This window comes from Tumebacillus algifaecis (genome assembly GCF_002243515.1).
GTDB classification, from domain to species: Bacteria; Bacillota; Bacilli; order Tumebacillales; family Tumebacillaceae; genus Tumebacillus_A; species Tumebacillus_A algifaecis.
Map to the genome: position 1 here is coordinate 3169451 of NZ_CP022657.1, position 13801 is coordinate 3183251.

Below are 13801 nucleotides of genomic sequence, written 5' to 3' on the forward strand. Positions count from 1 at the left end.
TTACAGGTCTAAGTCTACAAGTTTTTCCGCAATTTCCCCGAAAGTATCGGCTGCATGCAGTGTGTATTCGTCCCACACTTCCTTAGCCCAGATTTCCACTCTTCCCGAAACCCCGATCACCACGCAGTCGCGATGTAGCTTCGCGTACTCGCGCAAATTGTTCGGGATGTTGGCGCGTCCTTGTTTGTCCAAGTCGCACTCCGTCGCTCCGGAAAAGAAAAATCGAGAAAAGGCGCGTGCATCCGCCCTCGTAAATGGAAGACTTTTCAACTTCGACTCTATCGTCTCCCACTCGCTTCTGGGGTATACAAACAGGCAATTGTCCAAGCCGCGGGTGACCACAAAAGACGCACCAAGGTCGTCCCGGAATTTGGCCGGGATGATCAGTCGTCCTTTTTCGTCGATGCTGTGTTGAAATTCACCCATGAACATGTCCAATTCACCCACTTTACGGAAAGGTGCTCCACTTTCCCCCACTTTCCACCACATCGAGTGTTATTCTGTCCACTAAATAGAAATCCTGCCACTTAAACTGTTGAAAGGACTACTTTTCTTAATTCCTAACTAAAATGATTCCCTGGACTCACGAACATAGATTCGTATTCTGTGACTGTAGTTTTATGAACACGCCTCCGAATAGCAAAAAAGTGGTGAGAAGTGGAGGGTGTTACACATCTCCCTCACTGCTCACCACTTCGATTCAATCGTTAGAACGCCCGCTTATAGACGTTGGGCAGTTCCAATTGTGCCCCCAACGCGATCGCTGCCGTTTTGGCAAAATGCGGGTTGCGCAGCAGTTCACGGCCCACGGCGATCAGATCGGCGCGGCCGTTTTGAATCGCCTCTTCCATCAACTGCGGATGATGGAGCAGACCGACAGCGATCGTCGGGATGTCCGCACCCTTTTTGATCTCTTCGGCATATTGCAATTGGTAGCCAGGATAAATGGCTGGCGGCGGCAGCGGCAATGATCCGCCGGACGACACATCGACCAGATCGACACCTGCTTCTTTAAACAGTTTGACCATCTCGATCATCTCGGCCATTGAATAGCCGTCCTCCGAGTATTCAGAAGCGGAGACGCGCATCAAAAGCGGCATGTCGGCTGGAAGGACCTCCTTCACCGCACGAATCACCTGCAAGGGGAAACGGACGCGGTTTTCAAACGAGCCACCATATTCGTCGGTCCGCTTGTTGGTCAGCGGCGACAAGAATTGGTTGATCAGGTAGCCGTGCGCCCCATGAAGTTCCACCGTGTCAAAGCCCGCCTTTTGCGCGCGAATCGCCGCTTGCTTAAACGCTTCGACGATCTCCGCAATCTCTGCGATCGTCAGTTCCTGTGGCGTTTTGTAATTGTCGAAGTGAGTAAATGCGGACGGGGCCACATTCGGCTCCGGCGTTTCTGCCTTGGTGCCCGCATGTGCGAGTTGGATCGCCGTCTTGGCACCATGAAGTTTGCAAAACTCGACAATGCGAGCAAGGCCCGGAATGTGATCATCCGAATAGATGCCCACATCAGCGGTCGAAATCCGACCGCGCGCTTCCACGCCAGCCGCTTCGACCATCACCAGACCAACTCCACCGATGGCGCGTGCTCCGTAGTGGACAAAGTGCCAGTCTGTCACCGTGCCATCATCTTTCGCCTGATACTGACACATCGGCGACATCATAATTCTATTTTTCAATTCCAGACCTTTTAAAGTAAACGAGTCAAACAAACCTGCCATTTGCCAAACCCCTCTCTGGGTGGTGTTTGTTTCCAATCACCACAATAGCAAAATAACTTTTCTAAGTAAAGTAACGATTTTTTAGATACTGTTGGACGTTTCATGCTATAATAGTTGACATACTACACAAAAAGAAGGTGGGGAGCGATGGCACAGCAGGAGAATCAATGCTGCCCAATCGAAGTGACACTCGGTATTATCGGCAAAAAGTGGACTGTGCTAATCATCCGCGAACTATTTGACGGCAAAAAACGCTTTTCCGAAATCGCGTCCAGCCTACCGATCTCATCGAAGTTGCTGACCGAACGACTGAAAGAATTAGAAGAGCACGGGATCATCGACCGGACGCTGTATCCGGAGATTCCACCGCGCGTCGAATACACCCTGACGGAGAGCGGCAAGACGCTGTCCTCCGTGTTGGATGCCCTGCGCACTTGGGGCGCAGAGCACTACGCCAACCGTTGCAAAGAAGATGCCAAAACCCCCTCGTCATCTTGATGACTGAGGGGGTTTTGCTGTATTAAAGACCGAGCGACGCTCGCAATTCTGGATTGTGCCGCGGTCGCCATGAGAACAGTTCCACCCAAAAGTGGAAGATTGTCAGGCCGAGCAACCCATAGATCAAGGGCGAATGAAATTGCTCGTTCACCTTGACCAGCACGACAGCGAGCAGTGTGTAGAGCACAGTAAATCCCCAATAGCCGATGAAAAAGCGGGTTTGTTTGACTTTGGACCACCCTTTGATCCGCTTGTTCTTCCCGTCGTGATAATGAAGAGCCAGCCCGATGTATTGCAAGGAGTGTGGAATGGAGATCAGTGCATACATCAGCAAAAAGCTCTCTGTGAAAAAGTAGATCACAAAAAATGCGACCACCGCCGACAGCATCGTCCAAAATGCAGGTCGATTCAGCGTCCCGTTCAGCCAACGCCAACCCGCATAGAGCAGCCAAACGGTCAGCGTGATGCCATACAAGATCGTAAGCAGGAAGGCTGCCTGCTCCGGCAGATGAAAACGGTAGAGCTCGATCGTGTAGAAACCGAACGCCCCCGGCCTTGCAAACTGAATCAACAGCGGCAAAAAAAGAAGAAGATGTACAAGCACCTTATCCCCTTGATATTCGGCCTTGCTCCCTTTCCCCACCTTTGCTTTATACAACATGGCGATGCCCCAATGCTGACGGGCAAAATGCCACAACCCCCAATAGACGTAGACCGACATGAACAAGGACAGATTCCACGCCGACAGCGCCACCGACCCTAAGATGATCAGCCAGCCCATGTGCACATAGCGCATCCGGTCGTACCGGAAAAACGTCCCGTCACGAAACAACAGCGTCCAATTCGTCCCAATGTGCACCCCTGACAACAACAGCGACCCCAGCGCCACTGCTGCGATCACCTCTTGGGAAGCGGCATCGAGCGGAAGCAACAACAGCACCCCCACGATCGGCACGATCAACCAACTCAAATCAAAACCGGCACTGCGCAGCCACATGGTTTGCACTTGCCAACACCTCCAAAATGATTCATATAGTGTAATTTTACACAAAACGTTTCATTTGGCAATATTATTTCAAATTCTCTCCGCCCTGTGCTCCATGCAAGCGTCCAGTCGGTGCTCCCCTTCGACATGCGGTCAGCACCACACCGATCAGCCTAACTCGGATCGGTGTTTGTTTTTCTAGCAGGTAATCTCTACCAGACAAAGAAAATAGTGAAGTACAACCAGAAAGGTGGGATTTCCATGCATCTTGAAGTGCGCCAGATTGCAGAGCATGAATGGGAAACGTTTTGCTACATCCGTGCTGAATCGTATCACATGCTCTCCCCGGAGCAAGCGTTGAAGAATCGGCATTTGACCGATTTGCACGAAACGCGTTGCGTGTTTGTGAACGATGAGATGAAAGCGACGGGACGATTGTTCCCTTTTACCCAATATCTGCACGGTCAAGCCCTGTCGATGGGCGGTGTCGCTTCGGTCGCCACCCGCATCGAGGAACGCGGTCAAGGATATGTCCGCGAACTGCTGAGCGCCATGCTACAGGAAATGAAAGACAACGCTGTGCCAGTCAGTTGTCTGCACCCAAGCATGTACGAGTTTTATCGTAAATTCGGCTATGCGTTTTGCTGCGAGAAACGCTTGTTCAAATCCCCGTTCCAACCGAAGATCTTCGCCAAGCCAGCCACTTCTGACAGCGGTCGCATCGTCCGCTGCAACGAAGCGGAGCTGGCGACGGTGAAAAATCTTTACGACCGCTATGCCCGCACTCAGAACGGCTTCTTGCGCCGTCGTGACCTAGAGTGGTCAAAAATCGTGGACAACCCCTTCGGCGGTTCGAAGCCGCGTCTTTACCTCTGGCAAGACGCACAAGAGGAAGCACAAGGGTACATCGTGTTGATCCAACAGGAAGATAACAAACTGGACGTGAAAGAGCTGATCGCACTCACCGTCGATGCTCAAAAAGGACTGCTCTCCTTGCTGGAAAAAGACAATTTGCTCACAGGTTGGGAGTGGGAGACACACATCGACTCGATCCTCCCCTCGCTGCTCCATGATCCGAAAAAAATGACGTCCGAAAGCGTCAATTGGTTTATGGCCCGCATTGTCGATGTCAGGACCGCTTGGCAAGTTACTTCTTCGCAAGCACAAGCTGGCACAGCTCGCTTGCAGGTGCACGACCCATTCGCTCCGTGGAACGAAGGAACTTGGCAACTTACAGTTGCCTCGAGTGGGACGGCCAGCGTTTCGGCCACTGATGAATTGGCCGACGCCAGTGCAGATATCGGCACTTGGACGCAGATTTTCTACGGCTACCTCTCTGTCGAACAGGCATTATTTCTCGGGAAATTAACGATCCATGATCCGCATGTCCTGCCCTTCCTGCACAAGCTATGGGCTAGTGTTCATCAACCGCTGATGCACGACTATTTCTAAAAAACAAAAGTGGCAGGTCTGCTGAGCAGACCTGCCACTTTTTCGCTAGGATATGAAATATGCAAAGTTAGACAAAAAAAGCGACCGACAAGCGGAGGGGCTCATCGATCTCAATTTGGGGTCACTTATAAATCGCAACGTTTACGATTTACTACCGTCATTATACCTTTCGTTCCAGCGGTTGTAAATAGCCACTACAAAAAATTATTAGACCGTATAATCCAAGTGAAATAAAGGGTGATATATCGACTCTTTTTCCTTATTGAGAATTACTAAAAATAGAAATTGAGTATGACTAAAGATCGCGGGTTTAATTTCTTTGGAACTCCTCGAACATGCCCTGTAACTGTAATGATGAGAGTATGATCCATTTTGTTTCACATTTTTTGACCATTTTTTTCAGGAAAGTATTATAGGGGGCTTGAAGGCCCGATTTTTCTGCGATCTCTTCGATCACACCGCACATCGCATCGATCTCCGTACGGCGTCCTTTCTGCAGATCTTGCCTCATCGACGAACTGTTGGCTGCCGTGTTTTTACACACCTCGAGCACGCGTTCGAAGCTTCCCTGCAAGTTGATCCCCTGTGCGCGTGCCACCTGCTCCGCCTCTTGCACAGTCGCTTGCATCAAGCGTAGCACTTCCGGTTCTTGTACGAGTTGGCCGTTTCGAACGTCAAGCAGTGCCGTGAACGGATTGATGCCGATGTTGATCATCGCTTTGCGCCACACTTCGGTGAAAATGTCATCTGACAACAGGGCAGACTGCCCACAGGTCATGAGCAGTTCTGTCCACCAGCGTGCCGCTCCGCTCCCCCGCTCCACATCACCGACAACCGTCTGCCCTTGCCCTTTATGCCAGACTCGGGTGTCCCCTTCTGCTGTCGCGCCATGCGTGGTCAACGCCAAAGAAATCCGCTTTGGCGCCAGATAGCGGGCCAGCGTCTCGGCATTGCCCAAGCCATTTTGCAGAGACAGCACCGGAATTGATGCGTGCCATGCTGCGATCTGCTGGGCGGCCGCCTCCGTGTCATAACTTTTCACCGTCACGATCAAGCCATCGATCTCCGCCAGCTTCTCATCATCCGCCTCGAAGACAGCCTCTACTTGAAGATTGTGCTCTTGCCCGGCTGCGTCCACGTAGGTCAACCCCTGTCGCCCTAAGCGCTCCGCCTGCTCCGTTCTACGGCACACCATCACCACCTGATGCCCGCCCGAGGCCAACCAATATCCTACCAATCGCCCGATTGCACCTGGGCCGAGAATTGCAATTTTCATCCACAACACAGTCCTTTCGCAGTTCATCTATTTACCCTGATGCTAGCCAAAATAAGCGCTCCGCGCAATTTATTCTGCTGTTTTGCGAGCAAGAACGGTCAATTACAAATTCTCGCCAACGAAACTATTAATTGTTATAATATATAAAAGCAGAGAGACTATACTAGGTATCAATAATTGGGGGTTTGTGCATTGAACACAAAGAAATGGCTGACAATCGGGCTTTCCGTCTCGATGCTCGCAGGCGTGCTGGCTGGCTGTAGCAGTTCGGAGAAGACCGGTGGGACAGACAAAGAGAAGCAAGAAGAGCAAATTCTAAACCTCGTGCTCGGCGATGAGTTGCCGACGATGGACGTATCGAAAGCGACCGACAATTTGGCCTTCACCCTGTTCTCCAATGTCAACGAAGGTCTTGTCCGCTTGGACAAGAACGGCAAAGCGGAAGAAGGCTTGGCAAAGAAATGGGAAATTTCCAAAGATGGTCTGACGTACACCTTCCATCTGCGCGACGGTATCAAATGGTCGAATGGCGATCCCGTGACCGCGCATGATTTCGAATATTCCTGGAAGCGTACTTTGAACCCGGACACCGGCGCACAGTACGCGTTTATGGTCGCTTGGGTCAAGGGTGGAACCGCTTACAATGACGGCAAAGGCAAAGCGGAAGATGTCGGGGTCAAAGCAATCAATGACAAAACGCTAGAAGTGAAACTGGAGAATCCGCTACCCTTCTTCATCGAGCAGATGGCCTTCCCGACCTTCTTCGCTCAAAACCAAAAATTTGTCGAAGCGGCTGGCGACAAATACGGCTCAGAAGCGGATAAAGTGTTGTATAACGGTCCGTTTGTGATGAAAGATTGGACGCACGAGCAATCGGCCGTCCTTGTAAAAAATGAATCGTATTGGGATGCCAAGAAAGTTAAACTGACGCAAGTAAACTACCAGATCGTCAAAGATAGCAACGCATCGGTCAATCTGTATGAAGCGGGTCAAGTCGATCGTGCCCAGCTGTTGCGCGACCATGTCGATAACTACAAAGGCAAGCCGGGGTATGTAGAACAACCGGACTTGGCATCAGGCTACCTTTCTTACAACCAAAACGAGAAAGCGCTCCAATCGGCAAAAGTACGCCAAGCGCTGACTTGGGCTGTGGATTGGGAATCATTCGCTGATGTGATCTACCACAACGGTTCCAAAGCTCCGACCGGGTTTACTCCGTTTGGTACCTCGGACGGCCAAGGCGGCGACTTCGCGAAAAATGTGGGCAACCTGCTGAAATCCAAAGAGAATGCTCCCAAAGCAAAAGATACGTTGGCTGCTGGATTAAAAGAGGTTGGCTTGGACAACTTCCCGAAAATCAAGCTGATGATTGACGAAGGCGATATCGGCCGCAAATCGGGGGAATACATCAAAGAACAATGGCGTAAGAACCTCGGCATCGAAGTGGACCTCGAACCGCTTCCGTTCAAATTGCGCCTGCAAAAGCAAAAAGCTCACGACTATGGCATTTCGCTTGGCGTTTGGATCGCCGACTACAATGACCCGATGACCTTCCTCGACCTCTTCACCACCGGAGGCGGCATCAACTACGGCAACTGGAGCAACAAGGAGTATGATGCCTTGATCAAAAAAGCGCAATCCGAACCGGACCCGAAACGTCGTATCAACATCCTCCAAGATGCTGAGAAACTGCTGATCCAAGAAATGCCGATCGGCCCGACCAACTTCCGCTCCCGCGCATACGTGACCAAACCGTATGTGAAGAACTTCGTCTGGAGATCGTTTGCGATCGAGTATGATCTGAAGGAAACGTATATCGAAGGTAAACAGTAAAAAATGCAAATCCCCTTCTCTGTCGAGAAGGGGATTTTTCTGTCTGTTTAAACCGGATACACCGGATGCTTGCGGTCGGTGAACGGTGCATATTTGCTGCTGTACAGTTCAAAGCGGCGAATCAGTTCGTTGCGCAACTCGTTCGGATCGATAACAGCGTCGATGATCATTTCGCTGGCGAGCTTGTAGATATCGATGTCTTGGCGATACTCTTCACGCTTCGCTTCGATGAAGGCGGCGCGCTCTTCTTCCGGCAATTCTGCGATCTTGTTTGCATAGACCGCGTTGACTGCTGCTTCTGGGCCCATGACGGCGATCGACGCGGTCGGGAGCGCCAAGCAGGCATCCGGTTCGAAAGCAGGGCCTGCCATCGCGTAAAGACCTGCACCGTACGCTTTGCGAACAACGACCGAAATCTTCGGAACGGACGCTTCGGCCATTGCGGAGATCAGCTTTGCACCGTGGCGGATGATGCCAGCGCGCTCGACTTTGGTCCCGATCATGAAGCCCGGAACGTCAGCCAAGAACAGGAGCGGGATGTTAAATGCATCACATAGAGTGATGAACTTCGCCGCTTTGTCGGAGGAGTCCACAAAGAGCACCCCACCTTTGACTTTCGGTTGGTTGGCGATGATGCCGACCACTTTGCCGTCGATGCGAGCCAGTCCGGTGAGCAACTCCTGCGCAAACAGCTTCTTGATTTCAAACCACGAACCTTCGTCGATCAATCTGTTGATCAGTTCGAGCATGTTGAACGGTGCGTTCTGGTTTTGCGGGATGATCTCACCGAGCGTTTTCTCAAACGCGGCGATGTCTTTGCCCTCTGCCACTGGCGGGTGTTCCGCATAGCTTTGCGGGAAATAGCTCAGATATTGGCGTGCTTGTTTAATCGCCTCTTCTTCATTCTTCGCCAGCACGTCGCCCACACCAGAGATTTGGCAGTGCATGCGAGCGCCGCCCATCTCTTCCAAGGTCACTTTTTCACCGATGACCATCTCTGCCATGCGCGGAGAACCGAGGTACATCGAAGCGTTTTTATCGACCATGATCACGATGTCACAGAAAGCTGGAATGTAGGCTCCACCCGCAGCAGACGGGCCAAACAACACGCAGATTTGCGGCATGCGACCTGAGAACTTAACTTGGTTATAGAAAATTTTACCTGCCCCACGACGACCTGGGAACATTTCGATCTGATCGGTGATCCGTGCGCCTGCAGAGTCCACCAAGTAGATCATCGGAATGTTCATCTTTTCGGCCGTCTCTTGGATGCGGATGATTTTCTCCACGGTGCGCGAGCCCCAAGAGCCTGCTTTTACGGTCGAGTCATTCGCCATCACAGCGACCGTACGGCCATGGATGCGACCAAGGCAGGTGACGACGCCGTCGGCTGGCAGGTCGCCTGCCATAAAGTTTGCGAATGCGCCATCTTCGATCACAAATTCATCATCGAATAGCAAGCGCAGACGATCGCGGACAAACAGTTTGCCCTGCTCAGCATTTTTCTCATGATATTTCGGAGCGCCGCCTTGCTGGATTTTCTCCAGACGCTCTTGCAACGTTTTATCAAAGGACATCCTTGTTTCTCCTCCTTGCGGCCAATTACTCGCCTTTGTAGACCGGCGGGCGTTTTTCCTTAAACGCTTTCAAACCTTCCAAACGGTCTTGCGTCGGCATGATCACTTCATACGCGTTCTGCTCGATGGCAAGTCCGGTAGCAAGATCCACTTCGATCCCTTTGTTGATCGCAAGTTTCGCTTGACGCACGGCGAGCGGGCCGTTTTTCGTGATTTCGCGGGCGAGTTCATGCGCTTTGTTCAACAGCTCTTCCTGCGCTACCACATAGTTGACGAGTCCGATCTGCTCCGCTTCCGATGCATCGATCCTGCGGGCGGTCAAAATCAGCTCTTTCGCCTTCGCCACACCGATCAGGCGCGGCAGACGCTGGGTGCCACCTGCGCCTGGGATGATCGCCAGCGCCGTTTCGGTCAGACCGAACTTAGCACTCTGTACAGCCACGCGAATGTCCACCGCCAACAGCAGCTCGGTTCCGCCGCCAAACGCCACGCCGTTGATCGCTGCGATCGTCGGCTGCGGAAGCGCTTCCACCTCATTGACGGCCGATCGGATCAGGTTGATATGCTGGCGAGCTTGCGCCATATCCATCTGCCCGCGCTGGATCAGGTCGGCACCTGCACAAAACGCTTTTTCTCCGGCGGCAGTGATGATGACCACACGCACCTCCGGGTCGAACTTCAAGCTGTAGAGCGCGTCGATGAACTGTTCCAGCATCTCGACTGAAAACGCGTTCGCCGCTTCCGGACGGTTCAACGTGACGGTCGCGATGCCATCGCTAAATTCCGTTTGCACCAGCCCTTTGCGGTCTTCGGCCAATGGCGTTTCGCGGAAGTTGCGGATGATTGGATCAAATGGCATGTGTTCTCCTCCCCCGTTCCTTACGATTCACAAACGGCAGACACCGCCTGCAAAGCATGGCTCGGCAACGGTCGTCCGATCTTGCTTTGGATCAGTTGCGCCGCTTCCAGCAGCTTGTCGCTGTTCACACCCGTCTTGATGCCCATTCCATGCAGCATGTACAGCAGGTCATCGGTGGCCAGATTGCCCGATGCGCCCGGTGCGTACGGACAGCCGCCTAAGCCTCCCAGTGCGCCGTCAAACGTGGTGATGCCCATTTCAAGCGACGCGAGGACATTGGCCATCGCCGTGCCGCGCGTGTCATGGAAATGCATCGCCAACTTGTCTTTCGGAATCGTCTTCAGCAGCACGTCCAACACTTCCTGCACTTGACGCGGGTTGGCCACGCCGATCGTGTCGCCGAGAGACAGCTCATGAATGCCCATCTCCAACAGCTTTTCCGAAACGTAGACCACCTGTTTCACATCGGTTACCCCTTCATAGGGACATCCGAAGACGGTGGATAGGTAGCCGCGGACGATTTTGCCAGCTTTAAGAGCCTCATCGACCACTTCTTTGAGCACCGGAAACGTCTCGTCGATGCTTTTGTTGATGTTCTTTTTGTTGTGCATCTCGGTGGAAGACATGAAGACGGCCACTTCATCGAGATTGGCCTGCAATGCACCTTCTAAGCCGCGCATGTTCGGCACCAGCGCCGAGTAGGTCACACCTTCTACCCGGGTGATGCCTTGTGCCACTTCAAGGGCGTCGGCCAGCGCCGGTATCCATTTGGGATTGACGAACGAGGTGATTTCGATGTGCTGAAGACCGGTTTGGCTCAGGTGGTTGATCCAAGCGATCTTGTCTTCCGTTTTCACGATACCCTTTTCGTTTTGCAGACCGTCACGCGGTCCCACTTCTTTGATCGTGACGGAGGCCGGCCAGTTTTTACTCATGAAAAGTCACACCTTTCTACCCGGCAAAGGCGTATTCGGAATCGAACAATTAGTCTTCAACGACGACAAGCACGTCGCCTTCGTTCACAAAGCTGCCCTCTTCACATTTCACTTCTACGACGGTGCCGCCAAAGTCGGCTGCGATCGGAATTTCCATTTTCATCGATTCCAAGATCACAACATCTTGCCCTTCCTCTACGGTGTCGCCCGCTTTTACAAGAACTTTCCAAACGTTTCCTGCCATGCTTGCTGTGATTTCTGTCATTGTAAGATCCTCCTAGGCTTCCGTGCCCTGATTATTTTTTCTGAATGTGTTTTGCCACAAAATCGGTCGTCGTATCCCCGGCGTGGAACGCTTCATGCGCCATCACTTCACGGAGCATCGGGATGTTTGTCTTGATGCCTTCGACATGATAATGCTCCAGCGCCTGTTGCATTCTGGAGATCGCTTCGCTACGGTCTTGCCCTTTGACGATCAGTTTTGCGATCATCGGGTCGTAGAACGGAGTGACTTTTGATTCTGGTCCGACAGCCAGTTCGTTGCGCACAAAGTCGAACTGCGGCGTTTCGAAACGGGTGATCTGCCCAGGGCTTGGGAAAAAGGTCTTCGGATCTTCCGCATAGATGCGCACTTCGATCGCGTGACCGTCCAATTTGATATCGTCTTGCGTATAGCCAAGCGTTTCCCCATAGGCGATGCGCAATTGTTCGGCTACAAGATCGAGTCCGGTGATCTCCTCAGTGATCGGATGCTCGACTTGCAGACGGGTGTTCATCTCGAGGAAGTAGAAATTGCGATGCTTATCGACCAAAAATTCGATCGTGCCCGCATTGCTGTAGCCGATCGACTTGGCGGCGCGAACGGCCGCTTCCCCCATCTTTTGACGCAACGCTGCGTCGAGGAAAGGAGACGGGGCTTCTTCCACCACTTTTTGATGGCGGCGCTGAATGGAGCATTCGCGCTCCCACAAGTAAACGGTGTTGCCGTTTTTATCGGCGAGAATCTGCACTTCAACATGGCGCGGTTCCTCGACAAACTTTTCGATATACATGGCATCATCGCCGAAAAATTGCTTGGCTCGGTTTTGATTGCCCGCATACGCTTTGCGCAGCTCTTCATCAGAGTGGCAAACCTGCATGCCGATTCCGCCGCCGCCACCCGATGCTTTCAACATGATCGGATAGCCGATTTCCTGCGCGACCGCCACGCCTTCTTCTTCGTCAACGAGCGGTCGGGTGATCCCTGGCACGACTGGAACGCCAGCCTGCTCCATCGCTTTGCGCGATTCGATCTTCGACCCCATCGCAGCAATCGCTTGTACAGACGGACCGATGAAGGTGATGCCCGCTTCTTCAGCGCGCTTAGCAAATCCAGTGTTTTCTGACAGCAGACCGTAGCCTGGGTGGATCGCTTCCACACCTGTCTCTTTGCAGATTTCCAAGATACGGTCAACGTTCAGATAGCTTTTGGCAACTGGCGGTTCACCGACGAGAAACGCTTCGTCCGCCATTTTGACATGCGGAGCTTCAGCGTCCGCTTCCGAATAGATAGCAACCGTTTGAATGCCTTGCAGCTTGCAGGTACGGATGATACGACAAGCAATTTCGCCGCGGTTGGCGATCAAAATTTTTCGAAACATCGGGATGCCTCCTTTAATCCTATCCGTTCGGTTACGACTTCATTGTATGTGTAGTTGTCCACCGCTATGGGAAACCTACCGCATGAAGAGGTGATCAGGAAATGAAAAATGAACGAATCATCACTCATTTTCAATCGTATACAACTGTTCATGATTGCGTCAAGGACTTGACTCCTTATTTTGCAGGAAGAATTTCAATCATGGCTGCCACCCCCGGTCAAAAGGCAGAAGAATCAACGTCCATTCAAGGGCATTCTGACGAAAATTTTGAAATTCGTGGTGCGCAGGATGAGGAGAGCATGGTGGAGAGCGTGTCGGAGATCGGCGGCATTGCTCTAGGGGCGGTCGCGCTGCTCGTACCAGGCTTAGGCCCAGTGCTGACGGGCGGTCCGATGGCCGGGCAAGCGGTCGGGGAGACGGTCGGGCACTATTTACGCGCCCAGATGGGGGCAGATCGCCAAACAGAGCAAGCGGAGACGACCCGAGAATCGGAGAGCACCGATGCGAAAAGCGGAGCGTTCTTCATCGCGGTTGACACGTATTCGGACGAGGAAGCTGACTACGCTGCCAATATCATGGAACAACACGGCGGCAAAGTCACACGCATGACCGTCGCGACCGAAGCAGATCGCGAATTGCCGGAAGTGGAAGTGCGTTACATCCCCGCCGACGCTGAGGTGAGGTATGTGGCCCGGCAAGAGGCAACGGACCATGAACTGCGACCCAAGACGCAGGAGATTCCACAGTCCCTACAGATTTTGCATGACCTACCCAATCAGCAATACCTGCCGCTTGCTGACACCGGGTATGGAACTGCGCAGTTCCCGCAGTTCCCTCGCTACCCGACCGAACAGAACGCCCGACCACGCCGTGCTCAAGATGGGTATGCACTTGATCCGGTCGCCCCTTTGTCACCCATCAACTGGATCGATCCGAACATCGGGCTTGGCAACTACGATCTATACGACCCTGCGACACGAGCACAGGACAACTCACAACCGCCAGATCATTTGAAATAA

General features: G+C 52.5%; 13 protein-coding genes. 4 read left to right on the forward strand and 9 right to left on the reverse strand.

Translation table 11 applies throughout. The annotated features are described in order from the left end of the window. Both mraZ and namA read right to left on the reverse strand, forming a co-directional pair. The gene (gene mraZ / locus CIG75_RS13535) at positions 1-432 is read right to left on the reverse strand and encodes a division/cell wall cluster transcriptional repressor MraZ (RefSeq protein WP_094237114.1); all 432 of its coding nucleotides are present in this window, start codon (positions 430-432) and stop codon (positions 1-3) included. 275 nt (positions 433-707) lie between these two features. Next, on the reverse strand, positions 708-1727 hold the full coding sequence (gene namA, locus CIG75_RS13540; protein ID WP_094237115.1) for an NADPH dehydrogenase NamA: 1020 nt from the start codon (positions 1725-1727) through the stop codon (positions 708-710). Positions 1728-1874: 147 nt separating this feature from the next. On the opposite strand from namA, the gene CIG75_RS13545 reads away from it, so the two are divergent. Further along, entirely contained in the window at positions 1875-2225 is a 351-nt protein-coding gene (locus tag CIG75_RS13545; RefSeq protein WP_094237116.1) for a winged helix-turn-helix transcriptional regulator, read from the forward strand. Between the two features lie 22 nt (positions 2226-2247). Here the strand turns inward: CIG75_RS13545 and CIG75_RS13550 are convergent, their stop codons facing one another. Continuing rightward, a complete protein-coding gene (locus tag CIG75_RS13550; protein ID WP_094237117.1) occupies positions 2248-3231 on the reverse strand; it encodes a hypothetical protein in 984 nt (327 codons plus the stop codon). Positions 3232-3471: 240 nt separating this feature from the next. On the opposite strand from CIG75_RS13550, the gene CIG75_RS13555 reads away from it, so the two are divergent. Next, positions 3472-4662 (forward strand): GNAT family N-acetyltransferase, encoded by a 1191-nt coding sequence (locus CIG75_RS13555; RefSeq protein ID WP_094237118.1) that lies wholly within the window; start codon positions 3472-3474, stop codon positions 4660-4662. A gap of 310 nt (positions 4663-4972) precedes the next feature. Here CIG75_RS13555 and CIG75_RS13560 read toward each other — a convergent pair whose 3' ends face one another. Further along, positions 4973-5938, reverse strand: coding sequence for a ketopantoate reductase family protein (locus tag CIG75_RS13560; RefSeq protein ID WP_157729551.1), 966 nt, complete (start codon positions 5936-5938; stop codon positions 4973-4975). 192 nt (positions 5939-6130) lie between these two features. On the opposite strand from CIG75_RS13560, the gene CIG75_RS13565 reads away from it, so the two are divergent. Then, positions 6131-7771 carry a peptide ABC transporter substrate-binding protein gene (locus CIG75_RS13565; protein WP_094237120.1) on the forward strand — a complete coding sequence of 547 codons (1641 nt, stop codon included), beginning with the start codon at positions 6131-6133 and terminating at the stop codon, positions 7769-7771. Positions 7772-7818: 47 nt separating this feature from the next. Here CIG75_RS13565 and CIG75_RS13570 read toward each other — a convergent pair whose 3' ends face one another. Genes CIG75_RS13570 through CIG75_RS13590 form a run of 5 tightly spaced genes read right to left on the reverse strand, consistent with a single transcriptional unit; the run spans position 7819 to position 12782 of the window. Further along, positions 7819-9348 carry an acyl-CoA carboxylase subunit beta gene (locus CIG75_RS13570; protein ID WP_094237121.1) on the reverse strand — a complete coding sequence of 510 codons (1530 nt, stop codon included), beginning with the start codon at positions 9346-9348 and terminating at the stop codon, positions 7819-7821. A gap of 25 nt (positions 9349-9373) precedes the next feature. Then, positions 9374-10207 (reverse strand): enoyl-CoA hydratase, encoded by an 834-nt coding sequence (locus CIG75_RS13575; RefSeq protein WP_094237122.1) that lies wholly within the window; start codon positions 10205-10207, stop codon positions 9374-9376. A 20-nt stretch (positions 10208-10227) separates the two neighbouring features. Continuing rightward, positions 10228-11142 carry a hydroxymethylglutaryl-CoA lyase gene (locus tag CIG75_RS13580; protein ID WP_094237123.1) on the reverse strand — a complete coding sequence of 305 codons (915 nt, stop codon included), beginning with the start codon at positions 11140-11142 and terminating at the stop codon, positions 10228-10230. Positions 11143-11191: 49 nt separating this feature from the next. After that, positions 11192-11407 carry an acetyl-CoA carboxylase biotin carboxyl carrier protein subunit gene (locus CIG75_RS13585; protein ID WP_094237124.1) on the reverse strand — a complete coding sequence of 72 codons (216 nt, stop codon included), beginning with the start codon at positions 11405-11407 and terminating at the stop codon, positions 11192-11194. Between the two features lie 31 nt (positions 11408-11438). Then, a complete protein-coding gene (locus CIG75_RS13590; protein ID WP_094237125.1) occupies positions 11439-12782 on the reverse strand; it encodes an acetyl-CoA carboxylase biotin carboxylase subunit in 1344 nt (447 codons plus the stop codon). Positions 12783-12883: 101 nt separating this feature from the next. Here CIG75_RS13590 and CIG75_RS13595 point away from each other — a divergent pair, with 101 nt between their 5' ends. Next, positions 12884-13801 carry a hypothetical protein gene (locus CIG75_RS13595; protein WP_157729552.1) on the forward strand — a complete coding sequence of 306 codons (918 nt, stop codon included), beginning with the start codon at positions 12884-12886 and terminating at the stop codon, positions 13799-13801.